Here is a 26,652-nt window from a genome sequence, read left to right as displayed (position 1 = left end):
CTTATAAAATACTTGTTAACGCCTGTTAAGAATCATTTAACTATGGGCTTATGGCATAAAATTTATTGATGTTATAGCGGTGAGTTGATAACCAATAAATAAACTGTAATAACCAGTTAGAAAAAATTTAATAATTAAAAATAAGTTTAGAGATGAAAAAGTATTTAGTTGGAATGTTAGTGTTTGCTTTAGGAATGCAAATGAAGGCTTCAGACAATGTGAAAGTGTTTAATAACAAAAGATACAATGAGCCTGTTGTTTCTGCAATTAATACAGATAATCAGTTTGATTATTTAGTAATTAAGGATGCAAGTACTGATAAAGTGATGATTGAAAAAGACATTAAAAATCAGGTAAGGATTCATCAACGTCTTGATTTTGTTGAAGGAGGAGCTAAGAACTACACTGTAGGATTGGTTAATAAAGATGGCGATATGTCTACTGAATTGGAAGTAGTGAATAATAATGTAATTCAATACAGAAAGGCAATCAATGATGATGTTGCTAATAAGGTTAAAATGTTTGTTTTGGAAGATGAAAACTTATTAGTAAGTCATATTAATGGCGACGAAAATTCTCTTTATTTAGTAATTGAGGATATGGATTCTAATAAGCGTATCATTGAAAAATCAGTAGGAGATGATAAATTGTTTTCACGTAAACAGACTATTGTGAGATTGAAAGAAGGGAACAATTACAGAGCTACTCTTTATTCTGGACAAACAGCTTATTATTTCGATTTTGTAAAGTAAAAGTTGAATTATATATAATTTTAAAGCTACACTTGTTTTATTCTAGTGTAGCTTTTTTTTGTGGTTTTCAAAAGGCATAACCAAAAGAAACTAGAGGAAGAATGAAATTATCAGGCGGGCCTGCAATTGGTCCTATTTTAAAAACGAATCCTTTTGTTGCCTGATATCGGTAATTGGCTCTGATGGTTAGAAAACTAAAATCGCCAAAGGCAGGATCGATAATACCTCCAATGGCTGTTTCGAAATAGTGTTTCGATCCTCCTGTAATAATTCCCGCATCAGCTACCCATAGAAATGGATCAAAAATCAATATTCCTCCTTTTAAAGTGAAGCCAAAACGATCGGATTGAGGAAAAATTCTTTCGTAAGTGAAAATGAAAATGTTTTCGTTATAGATAGAATTAAGGGGTAGTGCATTTAAGGAATATTGAGTTGGTTGGTTAACTTTATTGATAAGTTTGTGATCCTTCAATTGGGCTACTAACCCGTTAGGTAACAGAATCCATAGCGTTAATATAAAACATGCCAACTTTTTCATCTTTTCCCTTCTAACCCTTGTATACAAGATACGACTATATTGGTTAAAAGGGAAGTCTTGAGCTTATTATTTCAGCTATAAATTGTTGTAGACTTCACTATTGTAGACCCTGTTGATATTTTTCTACATTATTGTCAGATTCTGTTAGTAGGTGCTCATATAATCAGCCATCTAGCTTCTTTGGTATATAGCTTGTTTTATTGTTTGTTAAGGTAGTTTTCGAATAATGATTGACAAAAATGTTGATGATATGGAGGTACATTTTTATGAAAAGCCAGGATGCATTAATAATACCAAGCAAAAGGTATTGTTAAAAGATAAAGGATATAAAGTTATTTCGTACAACCTATTGGAAGAACCATGGACAGCAAGCGACTTACTAAAGTTTCTTGAATCGCGTCAGTTTAAAGAATGGTTTAATATAAGTGCTCCACGCATCAAATCAGGCGAAATAGATCCTTTCTCCTTATCTAAAGAAGAAGCATTGAATGCAATGGTTAGCGACCCTTACCTTATTAAGCGACCCTTAATAAAAGTAGGATCTAGTTACGGATGTGGTTTTGACAGTGATTTGGCTAAAGAGCTAATGAAAGAAGAGATTGATGTTACATTGCTAAGTTGTCCAAAAACTCAAGGACAATCGAGTTGTGACGAAAAGTAAAATAATAACCTTAAAAATTAATACTATGAAAATTGGATTTCCAGCAGCAGGATTAACAGGAGAGGCGCAGGTAGTGTTATCAAATGATTTCACCAAAAGTGGGTTAATGGGTACCTATGATACACAAACTGAAAAAGTGGAAGTGGTGAATAGAACTGAGATTAAAGATTTTTCAGAGTGGATTAAAAAAGAGGATATCAGGGCAATAATAACTCCAGAAATACAAATGATGGCTCTAAAAGTATTCAAAGAAATGGGAATTTCGGTTTACAAAGCCATTGGTACACTAATAAAATTTAATGCTGAATTGATGTTTCATAAAAGCCTGCCAACTTTTCAAGCCGGTGAATTAATGACAGAAGGAGGAGCTAGCTGTAAGCCTTCTTCGTGTAGTTCCTGCTCAAGCACTTCATGTAAGTAAGAGGGGCGGATTTATTTCATTTATCTACCCATAGATATGGAAGAGGATAAGCCATATAACAGGAAAAATATGGCCTTTTGTGAACTGAATTCACTTAAATTGATTTAAATGAATTCGTTCTGTTAGCAGGTCTTCATCTGTATAAGGTCTTCTTTCTTTTCCTTTATATCCAAGGGCTATAATGCTGGCTGTTTCTAAATTGGCGGGTGCATGCAGTAATTTTTTAACCTGCTCAGAGGCTGTGCTGCCTGAGGAATGAGTTCGTTCTCGTATTTGTATCCAGCAACTACCTAATCCCAGGTCCTCGGCTCCCAGTTGAAGAAAAGATGCAGCTATTGAGCAATCTTCTATCCATACATCACTTTTATTCGGGTCAGCTAAGATTACAATTGCTAGCGGTGCATTTTTTAAAAAAGCTGCACCGTGTGGTTTGCACGCCGAAAGTTCTTCTAGCAAGGACTTATCATCAATAAAGACAAATTCCCACGGGCGGTTATTTTTTGAAGTAGGCGACCATAAAGCAATCTTCTTTAATTGATCAATCTTTTCAAGTTCTATTTTTTGTTCTGAATAAATCCTGCAACTTCTTCTTTGTTGCACTAAATCAATCGTTTTCATATTTAATGGTTATTGTTGCAAAGAATGATGACAAGCGTCTACAGGGCTATTGTAAGGCATGTCTTTTTGTGGCTTCATATTCATCTCTGCTTCAATTTCAACCAATAGATTATCTCTGCAAACGTCTGCCTGAACAAAATTTATCGGAATGTTTTGAAGCTCATCCTTACAGATGGACTGAACTGCTTTGAAATCCTCTGTATTTTTTATGTACACTCTGGCATAAGAGTAGCAGATGGAATTATTTGTTGAATACTCATTGGTGTGCTGAGCAGTTGCCGAAAGTTTCTGCATAAGACCAAGTGTAGTATTTGTCTGCTCGTCTATATTATCAATGCCAATAGTGTATTGTCCTTTAATAGAAGCAGTGCCCGAGATAAATAACGTTCCGGACTTTGGTTGTGAGATGAGTTTTGCCCGTTCGAACTGAGGAGCTTGTTTGGTTCTGGTGCCATCAACCAATTCCCCAATCAGAACATCTTGTTTGTATTGATAGGCGTTTACCTGCTCTGGATTATTGATGGAGTATATGTTATCAGCGTCTTTTGTTTTGATGGCACATATATCAATCGACACACTTCCTTTTGCAACACCAATGCCTGTTGCGGCAGGATACCCTTCGACGGTACGATGAGTATTATAATAGTGTCTGCGTACCTCGTTGAAAAGTTGGTAATGTTGCCATTCTTTTCCGTCCTTCATTTCAAAACCTAAAATCTTGGGAATATAATTCCATTGACGAACCACATCATTCAAACTAAACCCTTCTGAAGCAAGCAGGCTTATTAACTCTTCGAATGCCTGAGTCGCAGATGAGGTTATGTCATTAATGTCTGATGTTAATCCAAGCCCGGATGCCCATAACTCGGTATTGCCTTCATATTCAATAAGCGAGAAAGATGTGTTGTGATACATCTTATGGCTGATAGAAACCTTATCGTTATTTACCAGACCAACTTCCATAGTAATTTTATTGGAGCCGGGTGTTTGAGACAAAAAGGTGAAAGCAGGACATGTATTCGGGAAAACAGCTTTTAATTTAGAAGGCAACTCATTCAGAGCATTTTTCCAGTTTTTTTCATCAACAAAAACAGTGATTTTAAAGATGTGATTCAATTTTAGTTGACTAATTTGGTTAATGCAACTCTGCCATTCTCGGTGTAAATCACCCCTCTCAAGTGGTTGAATAACTTTATAAACTCGTTTTATCACGTTCCCAGTCATATTCGTTTTCCTAATTTCGTACCCTTACTTGTTTTCCTTCCCCTTTCAATTGAGCTTCTAATTTTGGAATGTCAATATTAACCTTTTCTGTTATAAACTCAGGAATATTATATGAAAATAATAAATCATCGTAATGGTTGATATCTTTCTGAGGCAATAAAAAAGGCTTTCCAACTATACCGTCAGCATTAAGATGTGCAATATATGGTCGAGTGTACAAACCATTTAACCTGCGGCTGCTAAACACAAACCATCTACTATCTGACGACCAGGAATGATAACTTTCTGTATCATCGCTGTTAGCAGCATCAATGGCTGTAACTTTATTTGTTTCGGTATCTAATAAGAATAAATCAGCTTCCTTATGCCAGATAGAAAAGTTTCCATAATCAACCAAGGTAAACATCACGTATTTTCCGTCGGGTGATGGACGAGGAAATGTGACGCTTTTTCCAATGTTGGAAGCTTTAAATAAAGTATCAACTTTAGTCCCAAAGGTTCCATTTTGAGGATCAAAACTGATGCTACATAAATTGTATTTAACTTTAGTGTATTCCACTGGCATTATTTCTGTTTTAGCCGAGCAGAAATACAATGTTTTACCATCGGGAGAGAATGACGGGAAAGTCTCAAATACGGAGTCTGACATTAATGCATCACATTTTATGATTTCATTTTTGGCTATGTCATAAACAATTACATCAGATGCATTATCAAATACCTCTACACGTTTATTGCTCGATGAGTGAAAAACCTGATGGGTATCGTTTAAAGTATATGCCATATAATTGCCTGATGGATGCCAGTATGGATAAACAAACTTTGAAAGGGTTTCAACGGTTTTGGTTTTAAGCACTTCCATTTTATTGTCGGTAAGTAAAACAGTTCCACCTTGTTTGCCCCTGATGTGCATACTCATATCTTTTGCAGAACCCATTCTAAACGAGTGGCAATTTACGCAGCTGCCTTGTACTAATGTATTTTCGTAAATAGCATCTTGTTTAAAATCCTGAAGAGATCGTTGATAAATACCCATTTTACTATACACTTCATAGCCTGGAGCAATGAGTCGATAGGCAAGATAATCATCAATGGCATCATCACTAACATAAATGCTGAAAGGTTGATAGGCGTACCAGTCGTTTTCTTTTTTGATCGATACTTTAACTTGAATGCTATCACCTTTATTTGCATTTAAAAGTTCTCTCCACGGATCGATAGGAAAATTGGCAAAATCATTATGTTGTACATGGATGGATTCATTCTTTGTTTCCAATACAACATCTATTTTTGAGTAATCTTCGTTAACCTTAAAATTTAAGGGTGCAATATTACACGGAATAGTAACTCCAATGTAATCAGGAAATAGATCAGGAACTGTGGAATAGGTCTTTTTAACTTTAAAGGTTTCATTGCAGGCGCTCAATAAAACCAATGTTGATATAATGATTAACAGATGCTTCATTTCTAAAGTTTTAATTTCTGAATTGCAGATAATACCAATAGGTGTTTCCATAATCTTTCTTCAATGCTTCTTTTGCATTGGGTAAATTCATCATCGAAAGAAAAGTGTTGGCACTCTGTATTTTTTTATTCGAGATAAAAGAAGGAATGGGTTTTTGATCTTTTTGGGGAGTCATCTTCCAGCCATAGATAAATGCCTCCTGAAAACTTTGAGGCATTTGTTTATAACCAATTGATTGCCCTAATGACAAATATTGCATAAAATGATTCAGGTCTTTGTTTAGCAGACAGTATGCCATCAGATATTCATAAACTAGTCTGTTTTTTTTGTTAGCTGTAAAAAGCTGCCCTAACATCATGTCTTTTTCACCTTCGCTAAAGAAAAAATCGTTTTGTATTTTATGTGTCATTAGCTGTCCATATTCAGAATGGCGCATTAAAATCTGAGGTTCTTCCATAGCCTTATACATAGCAGTCGCCCATTTTTTGTAGAATTGGGTTTTTTGAAGCAACTTCAAGTATTTTGATGCTAAAGCCTGATTGCCATTAATCAGGTTTGTTTCAGCCAGACGTTTGATGCTTCTAGCACTTTTCTGATATAGAGGAAGAGCTTCCATGGCTTCAAAAGTATAGCGTTGGGCTGTGTTGATAAATCCCAGCTGATAATATATTTCACCAGTAACCATTGGTATTGTGAAATCTTTTTTGAAGTTAGGCAATAGTCCGCCGGTTCCGTTCTGATAATAGTTAAACATTTGTTCGGCAAGCAAACCTTTTTTAGCTAACGCTAAGTTTAAGCATGAAACAGATAAAGGACTTGAAGGGGCTTTTTGATCTGCCATTGCAATAACCTTATCCCACTGGCGCATTCGGGAATAAAAATCGTAAGCCATCACTTCTTCTTTATCAAAATCGGAAGATTTGTTTATAATAAATATACCAGCTGAAATAATAATGAGGTATTGAATAGCCAATATTAATTGTGGTTTTGATTTGATTTCCGGTAAAGTGTTCATGATAATCGGAAGAGAGATGCTTAGCAATATAATGCCTCCAACATAAAAAGGAAAAGTGTTGGGAAAACTGTAATAGTTAACACCAATCCACATTTTAATTATCGGATATTGTATCAAAATTACTTTTGCGAGATAAGGTAAAGATATTACTAAAGCAACTTGCATTACAACAATAAAGATATTTTGAGTTGTTCTTCGTGTTGAAAGAAAGAGAATCATCAAAGCAGAAAATAAAACATAAAAAACAACAGCCCCTCCGGCTAACCAGTACAAAACAGGAACAAATAAAAGGCTGAGGACAGATTTTAAAATGCCATCTTTAATTTGTGTTGTGAAGTATATAAACATCATCACTATAACCAGAGCAACCAATCCTCCTGGAAGATAATTTTCGTTACATAACAATGCCCAATAAAATAGAGAAGGAATAAAGGTTAGTGGGTAGTATAAAGGAGTTTTATTAAATCGTTGTGAGATTTTCCAGGTAAGTTGTTGCAGCGAAACTAAAAGTATCGCAATAAAAATAGAACCAACAGAAGGATAGAAATAAAATTGTGTAATAAAACCTCCCATATAATCACTGAAGCCACCCGGCATTTGCAGGTACGAAAGAAAATAATCTCCTGTGATTAAGAATAACTGATATTGTTCCTGATAATGTAAATGATATGGATACATTAAAGTGAAGAACAGATATACTATTATTCCGAATATGATGGATGCTATTATGTTGGTAGAGATATTTTTCATTTTTGTGTTTTAGTTTTAAATGCCTTTGTCGCTAAATGATTCAGCTTCCTGTTTCCAATAAACTTTTTCAATATCCATTGCATCAAAAGGTAGTGGACCTATAGATAACTCTGGAATATTGAATGATTTAAATGAAAAATCATAAAATGCCGGATTCTTTTGCGGTAACACAAAGGGCTTATGAGCTTTGCCGTTTTTATCGATATAACAAAAATAAGGTTTCCCGTAGATGCCGTTGTCTCTTTTACTTGCAAAAACAAACCACCTACTGTTTGACGACCAACTATGGTAGCTATCGGAATAATCTGCATTTACATTTTTAAGCGAATCAACTTTACCTGTTTTCAGGTCAATTAATCGTAAGTCAGCTTCGCGATGCCAGATAGGAAAAGTGCCATAATCAGCCTCCGTAAACAACAAATATTTGCCGTCAGGTGATGTTTTTAAATGACAGGCAGAGTGTTCTGTCAATCGGGCATTCCAAATTGTATCTGCTACGCTACCAACTTCTCCGTTAACATCGTTAAACGAAATGCTGCAAATGCTGTATTTTAACTTTTGTATGCTATCGGGGACTGATACAGATTTTGCTGCGCAGTAGTAAATATGTTTTCCATCAGCAGAAAAGACCGGGAATGTATCAAAATTAGTTGAATCGGTAAGGAGTGGAGTGGTTATTGATTGGTTCGTCTCGAAATCTAAAATGGCCAAATCAGAAGCTGTATCATAAACCTCTAGTTTTTTGCTACCTTCTGCATGAAATTCCGGTATAATATAATTGGTCGAAAATACCGCATACCGTCCTCCCGGATGAAAACCACCATAAACTGCTTTCGATATCATTTTATCTGTTTTTGTTTTCAACTTACGCAATTTGCCCTTGTTATTTAATATGGTTCCACCGTGTTTACCTCGTATATGAAACATTGATTGGGACGGGTTTTGTTGATTATAGATATGGCAGTTCATACACGATCCTTCAGTTAGGTTGTTATCGGCAAAAATATTCTCTTCAAAATTCTCAATGCATCGTTCGGCTAACTGAATTTTGTTCCAAACTTCATAACCAGGTTCTATTAAACGGTAACTCAGGTATGGATCAATTTCATCTTCTACAATCTTCCAATGAAAAGATCGATATTGAATCCATTCGTTATTCTTTTTAACGCTTACTGTTACTTTAAGAGTCTTTTCTTTATCGATCAGTTTCTTCCATTTGTTAAGATTAAAACGAATGTCATTTTTACCGTTAGCAATTAACTGGTTTTGCTCTCCTTGCAGAATAACTTGTACGCCATTTATATCATCTTTAATCATAAAGTTCAAAGGAGCAATATTTCGGGGTATTGTTACATTTATATAATCAGGGTTAATGGTTGGAAGAAGATTCAGCTTTTTATCAATATCAATGGCTTGCTGGCAGGCAACCAGCAGATTTAAGGATAATATGATTAGGTACTTAAATTTCATTTCTGACGTTGTTGGGCAAAATGATAATAAAACCAATAAGAATTTTTAAAACGATTAGAAAGGCCTGTTCTTTGGCCATTGGCCAGGCTGTATTCATCTGTGTATTTAATAAATTCGTTCATTAACGATGACTGTATAAAGAATTTGCTTATTTCTTCTTTTGTGGCTTTCTGTTGATACAGAATAATCAATAGAGCCTCTCCATACAGCCTTGGTAATTGTCGATTAAACCTAAAATATTTTTCAAAATCTGTTTTGAATGAATTTAAATTTTTACTCAGTAGATGATGACATAAAAGATAATCTAATGCGGATCGATTTTTGGGATTAGATTCTACTAAAAGTCTTAAGCCTGTCACATTATCTTCACCCTTACGAAGAGTGTCGGATTGGGGTAAGAAGGATTGTTTTTCCAGAATGTCATTACTTAATAATTCTGGATTTTGGATCATGTCGATACGTTTCTGTGCCCATTTATGATGAAACAGTGTTTTTTCAAGCATATGCAAATATTTCATTGCGGCCTCCTCTTCTCCTATTACCATATTTGTTTCGGCCAAACGTTTTACCATACGTGAACTTCTATTGTAGGGTGAAAAGATTAAACCCAAATGTGCAGAGTGTTGAGTTAGATTCATATCACCGATCTGATAATATGCATCGTTGCTTGATAAGATATTTAACCAACCTGAATTTCTTCCTAATGGCAAAAATAAACTCTCTGTAAATGGTTGATAAAATTCCAATAGTTTTTCTGGAAGAGACTCATATTTTGATAAGGCGATATTGGTGTAATAGCTGGCTAATTTATTGTTTAACTTATAAGAAGAAGATAAGTTGAGTACTTTATCCCATCTTCCAAAATAACCTTCACATGAAAGAGATAGAACCTTTTCGCGATTAAAATTAGGCGGATCGACTAAAATAAATGTAAACATTACCAATATCGAAACCACCAATGAAAACCTTGACCCTGGGGTGAATTTTTTAGTTAATACTGATGTAACAATTACAAATGAAAGTGTAATTAATGGAAGAGCGTATGTAAAATTATTGAAAGGATACAAATATGCTTCTTTGATCGGTATAAGATAATATGGTCTTGTCAATAAGGGGATTGCAATAAATAATACAATGTGAATTAACGAATATATAAGCTTGAATGGTTGAATTCTGATTGATCGGATCAGGGTTAGAAAAATGTAAAAAACAACCATTCCTCCAATTGCCCAATATCCGATTATTATAATAAATGGAACGATGAAGTGCTTAATAGTTTCTTTTTTGATGGATGTTGTTGCAACATATAAAAGGCATCCAATGGTTATAGATGCTGAATTTGCTAAAGAATAATCGATGTGGTAGTGCATTAGCACTTCAATAAGTGCTGGAACGAATGCAATGACTAACAGCAGGTAGTTTTTAGAGAAGAATTCTTTTAGTACTTTATAAAACAACCACCAATGAATATAAAAGAAGGTAGTTATTAGCAAAGAGCCAGCGCCTTTCAGATAAAAAAACTGTGTCAGGAAATCCCCAATAAATACTGCTAAACTAGCTGGTTTATTCAGATATGATAAAAGGTAATCTGGAGAAAATACAAAAAGTCTGATTTGTTCTTTTAAAAACAAATGGTAAGGAAAAGCAAACAGGTAAAAAAGAAAAATTAGTAATCCCGGAACCAGAAACAGACTTGCGCTGATTGCCTTGTTATTACTAATTGATAATGTTGTTATTTTCACTATTCCCCTTTTAGTGGATGTTGATTAAAAGAAAATTTTTGTCAATGTATAAAAATTAAGATTTCATACCGGCAAGTGATTGCACAAATTGGCCTGCAACATTGTTACTGTTTTCCTTAATGAATGAATGATTGTAATCTAAAGCCGTTTTATGCAATGAGTCTAACTTATTGGTTAGTGTTTCTTTGCTAATAAAATCAGATTTGTATTGTTTTAAAAACTGTTTGTGTGAGTTGTCAATTCCCGTTTTAAATTCTTTCCATTTTTGAAGAGAATCGTTAGAATTTGTTCCTGAAGCTGAGCTATCAGGGCCAAATTTAATTGTGATATCTCCAGGTTCTTTCACTATTAATAACTCCTGTAATTGTAAACGTAATTTAGGCCGTGTCCGAACAATATAAACTTCAGGTTGATCAACCTTCCCTTTAAACGTAAAAGTTCCATCATATACCATGACAGAATCAACTCTTTCGACAGTAGGATTATTGAAAGGAACTAAATAGATAAATTCACCATTGTAGGCTTCACTATGAAGTGATCCTTTAATAACATAGTTTGTTTTGTTGGTTGAGCAAAAGGTTAGGGGTGCTACTAAAAGTATTAAAATCCATCTCCAATTCATATCGTTAAATTTTGAAGTAGCAAAATATAGAAAAGAGAGGACAAATGAATGTCCTCTCGTAATCTAAAACCGAGTTTTAATTAATCTGCGGCTCTGAACATCCAGAACCATGCTTCTCCCCATGCACCTGTACCTTCTGCATGATAAGAGAGTGCCATATTATTGTCATCTAAGGACAAAATATCATAATTGTATACATCAATACCACCTTCATTTATTGATTTACCGCATAACACAGTAACACCTTTAGTATAAAGCATACCTTCTGCCCAAATTCCTCCATTACCATCGTCGGTAGTTTGACTCATATCAAAGCTAAAGGTACCTTGAGCTGTTCCTCCGGTGTTATATTTTTTGGTTAAAGTGGCTCCGTTGGTTGAAAAAACCATTGAAGCACCGTCACCTTCTCCTTCGGCCTGTCCTTCAATATCAGCGATATAAACTTTCCACCAGCCTGGAGAAGTATTACCTAGGTAACCACCGTTACCAAATACTCCATCAACATGGTTTTCATCCCAAACCCATTCTTTTTCTCCACTTCCGCATAGGTAACCCCACTGAGGAGGTACAGGAAAATAAAGGTCTTCAACATCAACATCAATTTCTTTAGTGATTTTTACACCATTAGGATTTAAACCTGTAAAGCTAATTGTTGATGTTCCTTCAACTACCATTAATACAGTGTCAACATTTTTAGTGGTAACACCAACCCCATAGTTCCAACTAGGTAACACCGGGCTGTAGTTTTTTAAAATAACCTTGTTGGTATTAACACCATTAATAACTAAGGGACTAGCAGAAATGTCGAGGTCTGCAGCTGTAATTGCTCCTCCGATAGCATCCCTGTCTTCAATAGGATCACAAGCAACAAAGGCTAATGCTGCTAAAAGCAGAGAGTATATTATTGATTTTTTCATCATTTTCGTTTTTAATTAATCAGTATTTCAATTAATTCCAACCAGAATATTCAGCGCCTGAACCGGTACCCCATCCATCATTTTGAGTTAATATACCATCAGAAAGGCTAATCTGATTCTCCGGAATTGGGAAGAAACCGCCATTAGTAGCTTCATATCTGGCTTTGTATCCGCCTCCAATTGACTTAGTTACATCAGGTGTTCCCTTAAAGTAGCAATCAATTCCGATTTGGGCTTGCAGTACGTCCGGTGCAATGCCCCAGCGACGAATGTCATTCCAGCGTGTTCCCTCAAATGCCAATTCCCATCTTCTTTCTTTCTGAATGTTTTCTAAAGAGTAATCAATTGGGTCAAGACCAGCTCTGTTACGAACCATGTTCATGTAGGTATTTGTTTCAGTCAATTCAGAATGCATAAGATAAACATCTGCTAACCTTATTAACACTATGTCTTTAGTGTTGTCAAGTTGCATGTTGTCCGTTGTTCCGTGCATTAATACACTATAAGAAGATGCAATAGAACCGTCTTCATTATATGCAGTTACAGGAGTATATTTCTTTTGCCAGTAGTCTGTTTCCTGCACCATGTCAGTCCATCCACCTTTAGCATAGTTTGGTAATTCATTAGGTAAATCAATTATTGAAGCCACACGTCGAACATCATTAGGTTCAGCGGCTACCCAGTCATTCCAAAGTGTTGGGTTAACAGGACCAGCTCCCCATCCTTGACCAAATGGGAATGTATTTTCATATGGTTGACCACCTCTTAAACCAAAATGTAACATATATTGGTTTGAATAACCAATGGTGGTACCCCAGTCTGCAAAGTTTGAATATTTAATGGCAAACATTGATTCGGGATTTACTTCTAAATCATTTTCAGCCCATGTAAGATCTTCATTTGCTGTGTAAGAGTAATCATCAACTGTATACTTGTTTGTGTAAGCCCATAATTCGCGGAAATCACCAACCAGGTTATGTCCACTGTTATCAATGCAATCTTCCAACCATGCTACAACATCTGCTTTACTTACAGAGCCTCCTTCTACCAATGGTAGCTCTGATTTATTGTAGAATCCTGTATAGAATAAGAATACTCTTGCCATTAATGCTTCTGCGGTCCATTTTGTTACATGACCAGCTTCCACACTAGTGTATGGTTTATTCGGCATTAACTCAATTGCCATTTTTAAGTCAGATGCTATTTGTGCATATAACTCATCAGCACTTGCTTTAGGAAGGTTTTGAGCTTCAGTAGTTATTACTAATGGAACTTGCCCAAAGAAAGAAGCTAGCTCGTCATAGAAAAAGGCACGCATAAAATAAGCTTCACCTTTCATTTGATTACGTTGATCTTCATTATCCCATCCAGAACAGTTGTCAATAGTTTCTATGGCAGTGTTTGCTCTGTATATTCCTTTGTATCTTGCTGTCCAGTAAGGTTCAAGCATACTGTTGTTGTAATTCATCAATAAATCCAGGGCTTGCATCAGACGGTCGTTTTCACCGCCACCACCAAATTGGTCATCAGAGGCTAAGCTTGCAGCATAAAAGTATGAGAACTGCGGATCCTGTGACGATAAGTTCAGGTTGTTGTATATAGCTGCCAACATCTGTTCTGCATCTTCAACTGTTTCCGGGAAATTGGATGTATTCTTCCTCGTAAGATCCTTTGTATCCAGAAAATCTTCGCAACTAGTAAAAATAAGTGCGAGTGTGAATAAATATATTATTTTTTTCATTGTATTAATCCATTAAAAATTAAGATTTACACCTACCATATATGTTCTAGCACTTGGATAGAAACCTAAATCAATACCTGAAGCCCATCCGTCTTCAACACCGTATCCAACTTCTGGATCCATACCTGTGTAATTTGTGAAGGTATATAGGTTTTGAGCAGCAAAATATAAACGTGCTTTTGAGAATGGCATTGATGGAAGCAGCTTTTTAAAGTCGTATCCAACAGTAACATTCTGAATTTTTAAGAAATCAGCATCTTCAATATAGATATCTGATATTTCCTGCCAATTGCTGTTACTACCTGATGAAAGCTTAGGTAATCTGTTAGATGTTCCTTCACCATGCCATCTTTCGAAAATATCTGTTGTAAAGTTTTGTTGATAAGAATCAGCAAATGAACGATATGATTTAGCAATTTGATGACCGAATGCTCCATTGGTAGCAACGGATAAGTCAAATCCTTTATAGCCAAGGTTAAAGCTAAAGCCAATTCTGAAGTCTGGGTTTGGATTACCTATTTCAGTTTTGTCATTTTCATCAATAACACCATCGCCGTTGGTGTCAACAAATATTAAGTCACCTGGCTCCGGATCAGATTGAAGAGTAGGTCCGGCATTGTTAATCTGTTCCTGGTTTTGGAATACACCTGCAGTTTTGTATCCGTAGAAATAACCCATTGGTTTTCCTACTTCGGCACGATACATATGAGGTGTTCCCTGACTTAATACATTGGCATCACCTCTGATAATTCCTTCGGCATTATCCAAACGAGTTACTTCATTCTTGTTTTTGGCAATGTTGAAGTTAACTCCGTAAGTGAAATCACCTATGTTGTCGTTCCAGTTTAAAGCAACTTCAATACCTTTGTTTTCAACATCACCACCGTTGATGTCAGGTGCTCCGGTACCGTATGTTGCTAGAATAGGAGCCATTACCAGCCAATCTCTTGTCGTTTTAATGTAGTAGTCGAAAGCAACTCCAAGACGTGAGTTGATAAAGCGTGCATCAAAACCTAGGTCAAGCTGTTCTGAAGTTTCCCATGTTACATCAGGGTTTGGAAGTATATCAGCATATCCACCTGTTGTTTGGTCTGTTTTGGTATTCCCAAATGAGTAGGCATTTGATAAGTCAAAGGCAACAGTAGCTAAATATTGGAAAGGTGCTATGGACTGATTTCCGTTTTGTCCCCAACTGGCTCTCCATTTAAAGAAATTTAACCATGAGTCCATTCCGCTCATAAATGATTCGTTGGTCATCACCCATCCCGCAGAAACAGAAGGGAAGTATCCCCAGCGTTTTCCTTTGGCAAAGTTAGTTGATGCATCAGCTCTCATAACTAACGAAAGCATGTATGTTTCCTTGTAGTTATAATTAATACGACCAAAGAATGAAGAAATTCCTCCTTCTCCCCAAGGAGAACCTGAAACAGATGTTTCACCAGGTGTGATACCTTGTGTGTTATCTAACCATGCATGTTCAAAGTCATTAAATACAGAATTGATATTATTTGCTCCCATGCTTTCACCTAAGCCCCATCTTTCAACTGACTGACCAGCCACAATGTCGAAAGAGTGTTCTCCAATGCGAGCATCGTAAGAAATAGTATTATCTAAAGTCCATCTGTGGCCAACACTCATGCTTTGTGAAACTTCATCGTTAACTTTAAAGTTAACCTGCGAAAGGGAATAAGCCGGAACGTATGAGCGATAGCTACTTGAGTTCATTTGATACCCGAATCTACTTCTTAACGTTAATCCTTGAATTGGTTGAATTTCAAGATAAGCACTTGTTTGCAAAGAATAATTCTTTGAAAGGTTTTGCCCTCTGTTGTAAACCATATCTCCAATAGGGTTGCTCAACGATGAGCTATATTGATCTAAACCATCAGCTTCAGCATCATCTTGGTTATAATAATCACCGTCACTTCCGTAAACTGGCATTAAAGGATTTGCAACCAGCATGTTGTGAATGTCGTTCCAATAGATATTTCCAATACCAATACCATTACGTTGGTTAAAGTTGAATAGCATAGTTTCTCCAACTTTAATTACGTCCCATTTATCATTGTTATAGATAACATGATCTGAATTGATACGAGTTGTATAACGTTCGAAATTCGGTTCAACAGGGGCACCGTAAATACCTTCCTGACTAGTGTATGAAAATCCTAATGAATAGTTCGACATTTCAGATCCACCAGTAATATTGATTGCATGATTCTGTGTAGGAGCATTGGCATTCTCTATTTCTTTTAACCAATTAGTTCCTTCCCATCCGTTTTGAACATCCTCATAGATACCAGGTATCAAAGTTGCCCAATCGTATTCGTCTAAGCCTTCATTATAACGAATTTCGTTCATGATTGTCATATACTCTGATGCATTCAATAGAGGCGGTATTTTTTGAGCATTCTGAACACCATAGTATCCATCATAACTAACCTGAACTTTTCCGGCTTTACCTTTCTTGGTCGTTACTAATATTACACCATTGGCAGCACGAGCACCGTAAATGGCAGCAGAAGCCGCATCTTTTAAAACGTCTATCGATTCAATGTCAGCAGGGTTAAGTGTGTTAATGTCCAAACCTGCAACACCATCAATAACATATAAAGGTGAAGCATTACCGGTTGTTCCTAATCCTCGAATGTTTACTTTAAAACCCTCACCAGGCATACCTGAACTTTGGGTTATGTTCATGCCCGGTGCTTGACTTTGCATAGCTTCGAGAGCTGATACTGTGTTTAATTTTTGCAAATCATCACCATCAACAGAAAGGTTAGCTCCAGTGGTCAGTTTTTTCTTCTGAACACCGTAACCAATTACTACTACTTCATCAAGGTCGGTTAGCTCTTCTTCAAGCACAACATTAATTGTTGATTGATTTCCCACAACGATCTCTTGCGTGTCCATCCCGATGAAGGAGAAGGCAATGATCGATTCTGAGTTGTTTACAGACAGGGAATAGTTACCATCTATATCGGTAATTATTCCGTTACTGGTTCCTTTCTCAGATACTGTTACACCCGGTATTGGGGAACCTTGTGTATCTGTTACTTTACCAGTTACATTTACCTGTGCATATGAGGCTATACCCATACACAGGCCAATAATTAGAAATAATACTCTTTTTTTCATATACTTAAACTTAAGTTATTTAAGGAAGTTTTTAAGATTTACTTCATTTGGGATTGATGTTAAAATTAAAACTATTGTAATATGTACGTTTAATAAAAAAATGTTGTAAAAGACTAAAAAACAATATTATAAAATAAAAATATTAAGCTTTCACTCTTGTAAAGTGTTTAATATACACTAACTAAGGCAAATGTACCTGATTCATATTTAAGGGACTAATACTATTTTATCCTTTCTTTATATTATTTAATTAAAAATTAACAAATAAATACATATTGGTCTTTATTTAATCAGGTTGAAGAAGGAGTTTATAATTGGAAGGAAGTAGTGAAAGTGATTGGCAATGAATTTGAAGGAGTACGTGCTTGTTTGGATTTTTGAAATAAAATGTGTGTTTCTAATTGTTAAAATGATAGATGTTAACTGATACAATTTTTTTTTACTCAAGAAAACTTCCTGTATAGTTGTAATAGCAGGATTAAACCTAATTTACTGTGGGTGGATACATGCTGCATAATTAAGTCAATGTAAGTAATGTGTTAATTGCAGAAAAAAATTAATTCAATACTCGTCAAATTAAGGTGACAGAATCATCTCACCAACTTACACTGCTGTTTTAATTATAACTTTAAAAAAAATGGCATTTATAGTTAAAAAAGTTATAATAATCTTATTGCAATATGCTGATCTTTGATATTTGACAGGTCTGAATGAATGGGAAGGAATAATTTGCTTCTCATGTTGATATAAAAATCTGGAATAAATATAAATAAAACACAAATGACAATTTTGAAAAAAGCCTTTTTATCAGCAGTATGTTTGTTGGGTTTGATTTCGGTTCAAGCCCAGGAAGAAATGGATAGTATTTATCATTTTACTACTCAAGGCAATCCTATTTTTACACATAAATACACAGCCGATCCTGCAGCACTTGTATTGGGTGATACATTGTGGTTGTTTACCGGTCATGATTTTAAAGGAGGCCAAAAAGGATACAACCTGAAAGACTGGTGTGTGTTCTCTACTACAGATTTAAAAAACTGGACTGAGTATCCAACGCCTTTGCGTGCCAAAGATTTTTCGTGGGATGAAAGAGGACAGGCGTATGCTGCACATACCGTTGAAAAAGATGGAAAATACTATTGGTACATCAGTACAAATACATCGGGTATTGGCGTAGCTGTATCTGATCGTCCGGAAGGACCTTATAAAGATGTTTTGGGAACCCAATTGGTAAAACGCGAAGATTGTTTTGCATCCAAACACTCATGGACATGTATTGATCCTGCTGCTTTTATTGATGATGACGGTCAGGCTTGGTTATTCTGGGGTAATGGTGTTTGCTACTATGCCAAGTTAAAAGATAATATGATTGAGTTGGATGGTCCAGTAAAGAAAATTGATTTTGAAGGATTTGAATTTACTGAGGCTCCATGGATTCATAAATACAAAAAGAAATACTACCTGACGTATGCTACCGGTTTTCCTGAGAAAATTGCCTATGCAATGGCCGATAATATTGAAGGACCTTATGAATACAAAGGTATTTTAAACGAAATTGCCGGTAACAGTAATACCAATCATCAGTCGATTGTTGAGTTTAAGGGGGATTGGTATTTCATTTATCACAACGGAGGTATTCAAACAGATGGTTCTAGTTATAGTCGTTCTGTATGTATTGATAAATTGTATTACAATAGAGACGGTACTATCAAGCGTATTGTAATGACAACTGAGGGAGTTGAGCCTGTAAAGTAAGTCATCATGAAAAATCTTTTTTATTTATTGATAGCTGCTTTTATGCTTTCCTGTTCGTTAGGAAAAAAAGATCATTCAGATGAAAAGTTATCAGCCTATTTAATGGTGTATTTTAAAGATGATACGCATAGCCTGTATATGGCCTTGAGTAATGATGGCTATACTTTTACGGCATTGAATGATTCAAAACCAATAATAAATGGCGATACGCTTGCTTTGCAGCGTGGTATACGTGATCCGCATATCTATCGTGGACCCGATAATTCATTTTATCTGGCTATGACCGATCTTCATATTTTTGGTAAGGAGCAAGGTTTGAGAGAAACTCAATGGGAGCGAGATGATTCATTCGGCTGGGGAAATAACCGGGCTTTAGTATTGATGAAATCAGATGATCTGATTCACTGGACTAAATCAAATGTTAGAGTTGATACTGCTTTTCCAGGATTAGAACAGATTGGATGTGCCTGGGCTCCAGAAACTACCTATGATGATGTAAAAGGGAAGATGATGGTATACTTTACCATGCGCACCCAAAACGGACATAACCGTTTGTACTATTCTTATACCGATGATGATTTTACAAAGCTGGAAACGAAACCGGAATTGTTATTCGAATATCCAAAGGATATCAGCTACATAGATGCTGATATAACAAAGGTGGGTGATCAATACCATATGTTTTACACACCTCACGACAAGGGAGGACCCGGTATCAAACAAGCAGTTTCGGATCGCCTGCATGAAGGCTATGTTTATCAGGCTGAATGGGTTGATTTCGAAGATCGAGCTTGTGAAGCACCCAATGTATGGAAGCGTCTGAATAGCGATACTTATGTTCTGATGTATGATTGCTATGGTATCAGGCCTCATAACTTCGGCTTTTGCGAAACCACCGATTTTGTAACATTTAAAGACCTTGGCCACCTGAATGAAGGGGTGATGAAAGCTACCAACTTCTCATCTCCAAAGCATGGCGCTGTTATTCATTTAACAGCCTCGGAAGCTAATGAGTTGGCTCAGCATTGGGGATCGGAAATGAAATTTTAGTATTTAATGATAAACCTTTAATAGAATAGTATGAAAAATAGTTTAATGCTTTTTGCATTAACCTGCTTAAGTCTGTCAACATTTGCACAAAAAGATCTTTGGCAAAACCCAAAGAAAAATCAAGTGAATCGTCAGCCAATGCATGCTTCGTATTTCGCATTTGAATCGGAAGAAGCTGCAAAGAATGGAGAGAAAGAAGCTTCGGCTAATTTTATGAGCCTAAACGGAATCTGGAAATTTAACTGGGTGAAAGATGCCTGGTTGCGTCCTACCGATTTTTATAAAACCAGCTATGACGATAATAGCTGGGGAACTATTCCGGTACCGGGTAACTGGGAGTTAAACGGATATGGCGATCCCATTTATGTGAATGCCGGATATCCATGGCGTAATCAGTTTGAGCATAATCCGCCAACTGTTCCGGAAGAAAACAATCACGTAGGAACTTATCGTAAAGAAATAGTTGTTCCTAAAGATTGGTCGGGTAAAAAAATAGTGGCTCATTTTGGATCGGTTACTTCTAATATCTCGCTTTGGGTTAACGGCAAATATGTTGGCTACAGCGAAGATAGCAAGCTGGAAGCTGAATTTGATTTGACTAAATATTTGAAGGCCGGTAAAAACTTGATTGCCTTCCAGGTATTCCGCTGGTGCGATGGTAGCTATTTAGAGGATCAGGATTTTTGGCGTTTTTCGGGTGTTGGTCGCGATTGCTACTTGTATGCTCGCGAAAAAACACACATCAAAGACATCCATGTTACTCCTGATTTAGTTAACGATTATGCCGATGGCAAACTGGATGTATCTGTTGATTTATCATCCAGCGCAGTAGTTGATTTGGTTTTAACTGATAAAAAAGGAGAAGTAGTAGCTGAAAAATCAGTGAGTGGATCAGGTACAAGAAAGGCTACAATTGAGTTGGCAAAAGCGAATAAGTGGTCGGCTGAAAATCCTTATTTATATACTTTAACGGCTACGCTAAAAAAAGGTGGTAAAGTACAAGAAGTGGTTCCTTTAAAAGTTGGTTTCAGAAAAGTAGAGATGAAAAATTCTCAACTTCATGTTAATGGACAACCCATACTAATTAAAGGAGTGAACCGTCATGAACTGGATCCGGATGGTGGTTATGTGGTTTCGAAAGAGCGCATGATTCAGGATATTCAGTTGATGAAGAAATTCAATGTGAATGCTGTACGTACTTGCCACTATCCTGATGATGCATTGTGGTATAGCTTGTGTGATGAATATGGTATTTATGTGGTTGCCGAAGCTAATGTTGAATCGCATGGTATGGGTTATGGTGACAGAACTTTGGCTAAAAACCCGGTGTATGATTTGGCACACCTGGAACGTAATCAACGTAATGTTCAGCGTAACTTCAATCATCCTTCAGTTATTATTTGGTCGTTAGGTAATGAGGCAGGTTTCGGACCTAATTTTGAAGCTTGTTATACGTGGATTAAAAACTATGACAAATCACGTCCGGTGCAGTATGAACAAGGACATGGTAATGAGTTTACAGATATCTACTGTCCGATGTACCTTGGCTATGAGCGAAGTGAAGAGTATTCTCAGAAAGAACAAACTAAACCTCTTATTCAGTGTGAGTATGCCCATGCAATGGGTAACTCAATGGGTGGATTTAAAGAGTATTGGGATCTGATTCGTAAATATCCTTTGTATCAAGGTGGATTTATCTGGGATTTTGTTGATCAGTCAATTCGTTGGACCAACAAAGATGGTCAGGAGATATATGCTTATGGTGGCGACTTTAATGCTTATGATGGAAGTGATAATAACTTCCTAAATAACGGTTTGGTTAGTCCTGATCGTGTTCCAAATCCTCATTTTTATGAAGTAGGCTATTTCTATCAATCTATCTGGACAAAAGATGTGGATGTAAAAGCTGGTAAAATAGAAGTTAGTAACGAATATTTTTTCCGCGATTTATCCAACTTCTATTTGCAATGGGAATTGGTTGCTGAGGGTAAAGTAGTTTCAACCGGTTTTGTTAATCAGTTGGATGTGGCACCACAGGCAAGCTCATCCATCGACTTAGGATTAGAAATTCCGGAATGTCTGCAAAACGCAAAAGAGCTTTTTGTAAATGTATCATACAAACTCAAAAAAGCTGAACAATCATTATCTGCCGGTTATACTTTAGCTAAAGAGCAGTTAACAGTTAAAGAATGGGAGAGTGCACCTGTTGTAATCGCAAATAAAACAGAAAGTAATCAAAAAGTTAGTCAGCCTGAAAAAGTTGATAACGATTACAATTATTTGATTGTGAAGGGTGACAATTTCCGTATCGATATTAACCGTCATTCAGGATTTGTAAGTCGATATGAGGTGAATAATACTTCTTTGATGGAAGACGGCGCGGAGTTAAAGCCTAATTTCTGGAGAGCACCAACCGATAATGATTACGGAGCACAATTGCAACGTAAATATCGTGCATGGCATAATCCACGATTGAACTTAAAATCGTTTGACTCTTCAATGGAAGATGGAATGGTTAAAGTAGTGGCGGAATATGAAATGCCGAGTGTAAAAGCTGGTCTTACGTTGGAGTATTGGATTAATAATGAAGGAGCCATTAAGGTGTCTCAAAAATTAAAAGCCAATAGCGAAGAAGAAGTATCGGAGATGTTCCGTTTTGGTATGAAAATGCAAATGCCGGGTGATTTTGACCGAATTGAATACTATGGCCGCGGACCGGTTGAGAATTATGTCGATCGTAAATATTCTGAGTTTGTTGGATTATACAAACAAAGCGTTTGTGAGCAAACCTATCCGTATATCCGTCCACAGGAAACCGGAACCAAAAGTGATATTCGTTACTGGAAACAGTTAAATATGGCAGGTGTGGGTCTTGAATTTATTTCCGATGATTTATTCTCTACTTCAGCATTATTCTATACAGTTGACGCATTGGATGATGGTTGGGATAAAGACCAACGCCATATGCCGGAAATAGAAAAATCGGGAAGCGTAAATATCTGTATCGATAAAATGCAGTTGGGATTAGGTTGTGTAAACAGTTGGAGAGCTCTTCCGCTGAAACAATACCGTATTCCTTACCAGGATTATGAATTTACATTCTTAATTACGCCAGTTTTAAAATAATATAAGCTTCCTAACTGGAAAACGCCCTTCTTGAGTTATTCGAGAGGGGCGTTATTTTTTACCTCAGCCTCTGCATTAATTGCCAATTTATATCCCAAGTAACCTCCAATGGCTGCGCCAATCATACCTACCGGAATGGCAGAAATAGGATCTCCAAACATTTTTAATCCAAAGGCGATAAACAGCAGTTCGAGCGAAAACCATAGTAAAATTAGCATGGTGATATATCGTCTGGCGTTTAGACCTTTTTCGTTTACTATCTTTCTTATTTTTTACTTAAAAAGACTAATGCAATTATTTCGAGCATACTAACATTGTTTTTACAAATGCGATGCAAAAGTAGCTTTTATTACAGTTTCTGAGAATAGTAATTATCAAACTATTAGAATTATTTTAATCTAGTTTATTTTATTAAAACCTATGTAAAGCTTGACAAAGGGCAATTATTGTGTTATTTTATTTACCTAATTTTAATTTACGATTTTAACTAAACTCCAAACTCATGAAAATATTATGTCTTCCCTGTATAGAAAACAGACAGTTACAATATCTTGCAGAAGAGACAATACGAATTTGCCAACCCATTACTACAATACAACCTGCTTTATTTAAGGTAAAAAGTAATCTCGATTCATTTAAAAACGAGATAAGAAAAGGCTATGGTCAAAACAAAGGTAAAAATGAATTAGAAAAGAAACGGAATCGTTTAATTACCGGGTTGATGCACGATGTTAAAGCTGAATTGTTTTTTCCTCATTCAAATTCACAGTTGATGGTGATAAAAAAAGCCTTGGGGATTGTTAAGAAATTTGGATCTTCAATCTCAAGGTTACCCATATGGGAGGCAACATCTGCAATTGAGATGATATTAAATGAATTGCATAATCTGGACAAAAAGGTTCTTAATGAAACAGCCATTTATAGGTGGATTCCATTAATTGAAGAAGCCAATGAAATGTATAAGCAAATTGAAATACAAAATAGTGAAGAGGATGATGATACCCTGCAGTTAGTGCAAACTTATTCAGTGGTGACTAAACTAATTGATTCTCTGGAAAATCTTTATATTTTTTTATTTGCATATGCTGAGATAACAGAAAACAAATCTCTTAAGCATGCCTACTCAAGGATTGAAGAATTAGTTGAATCTCTAGACTAAAGGTGTTTTGCAATATAACTTTCTATAATGATTTAGTAAATTATCAGCTTTATTGATACTGCCAAAATTGCATCGTTCATCTCTTAGTCGGTAAAACTTTGTGAAGCTATTAAATAATAGGTATGTCATGTTATTGGCTCCTACAATCTTTTCAGACGAAGCAATCAGGTTATCATTCAAATAAATTGAGAACGTTGTAAAATCGATCAACTAAACCAGTTTATTGGTTACTGATATTGCCCGCTTACACCTGAGCGGGCTTTATTTTAATTGCTATGAGCTATTTCCACGTCGAAACTCCCTTTGTCAGCTTTGCGAAAGGTTGAGCAGATCTGCTCGGGGCATTTCATGCCTGCGGAAGGCTGAGCAGGTTTGCGCGGAATAACTGAAGGGAGGAATTCTAATAACGGGAGCTTTTTAATACTAGTATCTGAAATTATAGAGTACACTGGATGTTATTATTAAAAATGTGTGGCTATTGCTCTCTCTATAATCTTTATTAATTTAGGCTTAGTCAATTCTAACCTAAGTTTGCAAATGCGAATCGGATTTTTTGTAACTCTATTTTGTTTTATCCATAGTTGGGCTATTGATGCACAGTTTTTAGATCGGTGGCATCAAAATTCTATTGATAAAAGATTGATTAAAATGGAGGAACGGCTGAAGGAAAAACCCATAGAACTGGGAGCCAATCTTCAGTTATTAGGTGATAAAATTTATTTGGTCACTAATGATGATAAATGGTTTAGAAGAGCCATGCGACCTCGTAAATCTGGATTTAAACTAAAAATTCTATCTGAAACGTATAATCCTTGCTCATTTAATAATAATAGTATAGGATATTTGAAGAAAACAGAAGTTGAAAATATTCTCTTTCGTAATATACGAAAAAGTAAAAGTAGAATAGGGCAAAATACTGATAATGCATACTTTTTGATTGATTTACCTGAAGAGTTACTTGCCTATAAGAATGATTTTAACCTGATGTTTACTATTGAAGGTAAAGGGAGGAATTATAATAGTTATGCGCATCCATGGGGGTATGCGCCTTTCTTTAATGAAACATATACCATAGATAGCAAAGATAAAATCAAACATTTTCTTAATTCGTTTAGGCATAAAGCTTTTGTTGAGTATGATACGCTAGAGGTTAATGTGCCTTTTAATGCATCGTCTGATACCTTATATTGGCGAAAAATAGATTCTGATTTTATTTTTAAGATGGGAACAGCTACGTCTGTTGATTCTGCTGTTATACGATCATATGCATCAGTAGATGGAGACAAATCATCTAACCTTGTTTTAGCTAGAAGAAGAGGCGAAAATATAATATCGTTTTTGCATGAGTTTGGATTGGACACATCTAAAGTAAATTTACAATGGGCTGAAAATTGGGAATTGTTTAGGCATCAATATAAGGAGGAAGGCATTATTTATTTCGATCGATTAACTCAGAAGGAGATAAAAACTTTTTTTACCGATTCATTAAAACATAAACACTGGCAAAAGAGACTCGATGCCCAACGTTCTTCCAAAATAAAACTCTTTTGCTCTACAAAACATCCTGTTATGTTATTGTCAGATGAAGAGTTAGTGGATAATTTTAACAAAGCCACTGCAAATAAAAAGTATGAATCAGCAGAGATAATCTTACACGAAATGTGGAATCGAATAATAGTAGACAAATACTCTGTTCCTCCTATTGATATATTACAATTTTATACAGGAAGGAAGTCCGAAGCATTAGAGAAAAAACACCTTTGGTTATTACATTTATATGAACGGGAAATATCAGACTGTTCACTCTCTGAGTTGGTTGAATTAATGGAGATACAACCTCGTGATCCCGAGGTAAATTATTGGTATATCCACCAGTTGTTAATTCATGGACGAATTGGTGTTGATAAGACAGAGCAATTGAAACTTGAAAGAGAAATTAAAAGATTAAGACGTTATAAAGTTCCTGTCTATTATTCTTCCAGGTTATTGATGAACTTTTATATCAAGGCTGCTTCACAAGCTCATATTAACGGACAGTATAAGTTGAAGTCGTACTATATGAATAATGTTTACAATTTGGCACGACATAAATTCAAAGATGAGAAAGATCTGACAGAAGTGGCTGCATTTTGTTCATTGATGTATTATTCTGAATATGGTAGAAAGCTGTTACATAAAATTGTTTTTAATGGTCAATATAATCAGCAGATGTTGGAGGCATTTGTATGGATGACATTATATAAAAAGGATTATTACTTAGACACTAATTATCAACTGTTGGTGAAGATTGTGGCTGAAACTAATCCGGGTGAATTGCTTAAGATGTTTCAGTCAAGTACGGATGGAGGTATAGCCTTCTTTTTGCTGGATCATCCATATTACAGATCACTTTATTGCAAATGTTTGTCGAATGAATCTCCATTATTATCAACGAAAAGCAATAAAAAAGCTCCCAAATCCAACTAGTTGTTTTTGGGAGCTTTTT

General features: G+C 35.8%; 20 protein-coding genes. 8 read left to right on the top strand and 12 right to left on the bottom strand.

Features of this window, described 5'->3' with window-relative positions; all coding sequences use genetic code 11:
• Positions 1 to 152 precede the first annotated feature (152 nt).
• Positions 153 to 752, top strand: coding sequence for a hypothetical protein (locus tag KEM10_RS08445; RefSeq protein WP_212215551.1), 600 nt, complete (start codon positions 153 to 155; stop codon positions 750 to 752).
• A 67-nt stretch (positions 753 to 819) separates the two neighbouring features.
• Here KEM10_RS08445 and KEM10_RS08440 read toward each other — a convergent pair whose 3' ends face one another.
• Complete coding sequence (locus KEM10_RS08440; protein ID WP_212215550.1) at positions 820 to 1,290, bottom strand: hypothetical protein; 471 nt, start codon at positions 1,288 to 1,290, stop codon at positions 820 to 822.
• Between the two features lie 226 nt (positions 1,291 to 1,516).
• Between KEM10_RS08440 and KEM10_RS08435 the strand changes: the two genes are divergently transcribed.
• Positions 1,517 to 1,951 (top strand): ArsC/Spx/MgsR family protein, encoded by a 435-nt coding sequence (locus tag KEM10_RS08435; RefSeq protein ID WP_212215549.1) that lies wholly within the window; start codon positions 1,517 to 1,519, stop codon positions 1,949 to 1,951.
• A 25-nt stretch (positions 1,952 to 1,976) separates the two neighbouring features.
• Positions 1,977 to 2,372, top strand: coding sequence for a NifB/NifX family molybdenum-iron cluster-binding protein (locus KEM10_RS08430; protein WP_212215548.1), 396 nt, complete (start codon positions 1,977 to 1,979; stop codon positions 2,370 to 2,372).
• Between the two features lie 90 nt (positions 2,373 to 2,462).
• Here the strand turns inward: KEM10_RS08430 and KEM10_RS08425 are convergent, their stop codons facing one another.
• The 10 genes from KEM10_RS08425 to KEM10_RS08380 form a co-directional block, all read right to left on the bottom strand.
• A complete protein-coding gene (locus KEM10_RS08425) occupies positions 2,463 to 2,990 on the bottom strand; it encodes a nitroreductase family protein (RefSeq protein ID WP_212215547.1) in 528 nt (175 codons plus the stop codon).
• 9 nt (positions 2,991 to 2,999) lie between these two features.
• Positions 3,000 to 4,214 carry a RidA family protein gene (locus KEM10_RS08420; protein ID WP_212215546.1) on the bottom strand — a complete coding sequence of 405 codons (1,215 nt, stop codon included), beginning with the start codon at positions 4,212 to 4,214 and terminating at the stop codon, positions 3,000 to 3,002.
• 10 nt (positions 4,215 to 4,224) lie between these two features.
• Positions 4,225 to 5,679, bottom strand: a complete 1,455-nt coding sequence (locus tag KEM10_RS08415; RefSeq protein WP_212215545.1) for a TolB family protein — start codon at positions 5,677 to 5,679, stop codon at positions 4,225 to 4,227.
• Positions 5,680 to 5,689: 10 nt separating this feature from the next.
• Entirely contained in the window at positions 5,690 to 7,444 is a 1,755-nt protein-coding gene (locus tag KEM10_RS08410) for a DUF6057 family protein (RefSeq protein WP_212215544.1), read from the bottom strand.
• Between the two features lie 15 nt (positions 7,445 to 7,459).
• Positions 7,460 to 8,914 carry a TolB family protein gene (locus KEM10_RS08405; protein WP_212215543.1) on the bottom strand — a complete coding sequence of 485 codons (1,455 nt, stop codon included), beginning with the start codon at positions 8,912 to 8,914 and terminating at the stop codon, positions 7,460 to 7,462.
• Positions 8,911 to 10,656, bottom strand: a complete 1,746-nt coding sequence (locus KEM10_RS08400) for a DUF6057 family protein (RefSeq protein ID WP_212215542.1) — start codon at positions 10,654 to 10,656, stop codon at positions 8,911 to 8,913. The genes KEM10_RS08405 and KEM10_RS08400 overlap by 4 nt, the downstream gene beginning before the upstream one ends.
• 55 nt (positions 10,657 to 10,711) lie before the next feature.
• Entirely contained in the window at positions 10,712 to 11,278 is a 567-nt protein-coding gene (locus KEM10_RS08395) for a DUF4369 domain-containing protein (protein ID WP_212215541.1), read from the bottom strand.
• A gap of 80 nt (positions 11,279 to 11,358) precedes the next feature.
• Positions 11,359 to 12,195: a hypothetical protein gene (locus KEM10_RS08390; RefSeq protein WP_212215540.1), complete on the bottom strand. Its 837-nt coding sequence runs from the start codon at positions 12,193 to 12,195 to the stop codon at positions 11,359 to 11,361.
• 31 nt (positions 12,196 to 12,226) lie between these two features.
• Positions 12,227 to 13,936 carry a RagB/SusD family nutrient uptake outer membrane protein gene (locus KEM10_RS08385; RefSeq protein WP_212215539.1) on the bottom strand — a complete coding sequence of 570 codons (1,710 nt, stop codon included), beginning with the start codon at positions 13,934 to 13,936 and terminating at the stop codon, positions 12,227 to 12,229.
• Positions 13,937 to 13,948: 12 nt separating this feature from the next.
• Positions 13,949 to 17,074 (bottom strand): SusC/RagA family TonB-linked outer membrane protein, encoded by a 3,126-nt coding sequence (locus tag KEM10_RS08380; protein WP_212215538.1) that lies wholly within the window; start codon positions 17,072 to 17,074, stop codon positions 13,949 to 13,951.
• Positions 17,075 to 17,854: 780 nt separating this feature from the next.
• Here KEM10_RS08380 and KEM10_RS08375 point away from each other — a divergent pair.
• Genes KEM10_RS08375 through KEM10_RS08365 form a run of 3 tightly spaced genes read left to right on the top strand, consistent with a single transcriptional unit; the run spans position 17,855 to position 23,008 of the window.
• A complete protein-coding gene (locus tag KEM10_RS08375; protein ID WP_212215537.1) occupies positions 17,855 to 18,832 on the top strand; it encodes a glycoside hydrolase family 43 protein in 978 nt (325 codons plus the stop codon).
• A gap of 6 nt (positions 18,833 to 18,838) precedes the next feature.
• Entirely contained in the window at positions 18,839 to 19,882 is a 1,044-nt protein-coding gene (locus KEM10_RS08370) for a glycoside hydrolase family 43 protein (RefSeq protein WP_212215536.1), read from the top strand.
• 30 nt (positions 19,883 to 19,912) lie between these two features.
• Positions 19,913 to 23,008 (top strand): glycoside hydrolase family 2 TIM barrel-domain containing protein, encoded by a 3,096-nt coding sequence (locus KEM10_RS08365; protein WP_212215535.1) that lies wholly within the window; start codon positions 19,913 to 19,915, stop codon positions 23,006 to 23,008.
• 35 nt (positions 23,009 to 23,043) lie between these two features.
• Here the strand turns inward: KEM10_RS08365 and KEM10_RS08360 are convergent, their stop codons facing one another.
• Positions 23,044 to 23,226 carry a hypothetical protein gene (locus tag KEM10_RS08360; RefSeq protein WP_212215534.1) on the bottom strand — a complete coding sequence of 61 codons (183 nt, stop codon included), beginning with the start codon at positions 23,224 to 23,226 and terminating at the stop codon, positions 23,044 to 23,046.
• Positions 23,227 to 23,510: 284 nt separating this feature from the next.
• Here KEM10_RS08360 and KEM10_RS08355 point away from each other — a divergent pair, with 284 nt between their 5' ends.
• Together KEM10_RS08355 and KEM10_RS08350 are read left to right on the top strand one after the other, a co-directional pair.
• A complete protein-coding gene (locus tag KEM10_RS08355) occupies positions 23,511 to 24,167 on the top strand; it encodes a DUF6261 family protein (protein WP_212215533.1) in 657 nt (218 codons plus the stop codon).
• Between the two features lie 537 nt (positions 24,168 to 24,704).
• Positions 24,705 to 26,633, top strand: a complete 1,929-nt coding sequence (locus tag KEM10_RS08350) for a hypothetical protein (RefSeq protein ID WP_212215532.1) — start codon at positions 24,705 to 24,707, stop codon at positions 26,631 to 26,633.
• Positions 26,634 to 26,652: the final 19 nt, after the last annotated feature.

It is taken from the genome of Carboxylicivirga linearis, assembly GCF_018271995.1.
Classification (GTDB): domain Bacteria; phylum Bacteroidota; class Bacteroidia; order Bacteroidales; family Marinilabiliaceae; genus Carboxylicivirga; species Carboxylicivirga linearis.
This window is presented reverse-complemented; position numbering and strand designations above follow the sequence as displayed.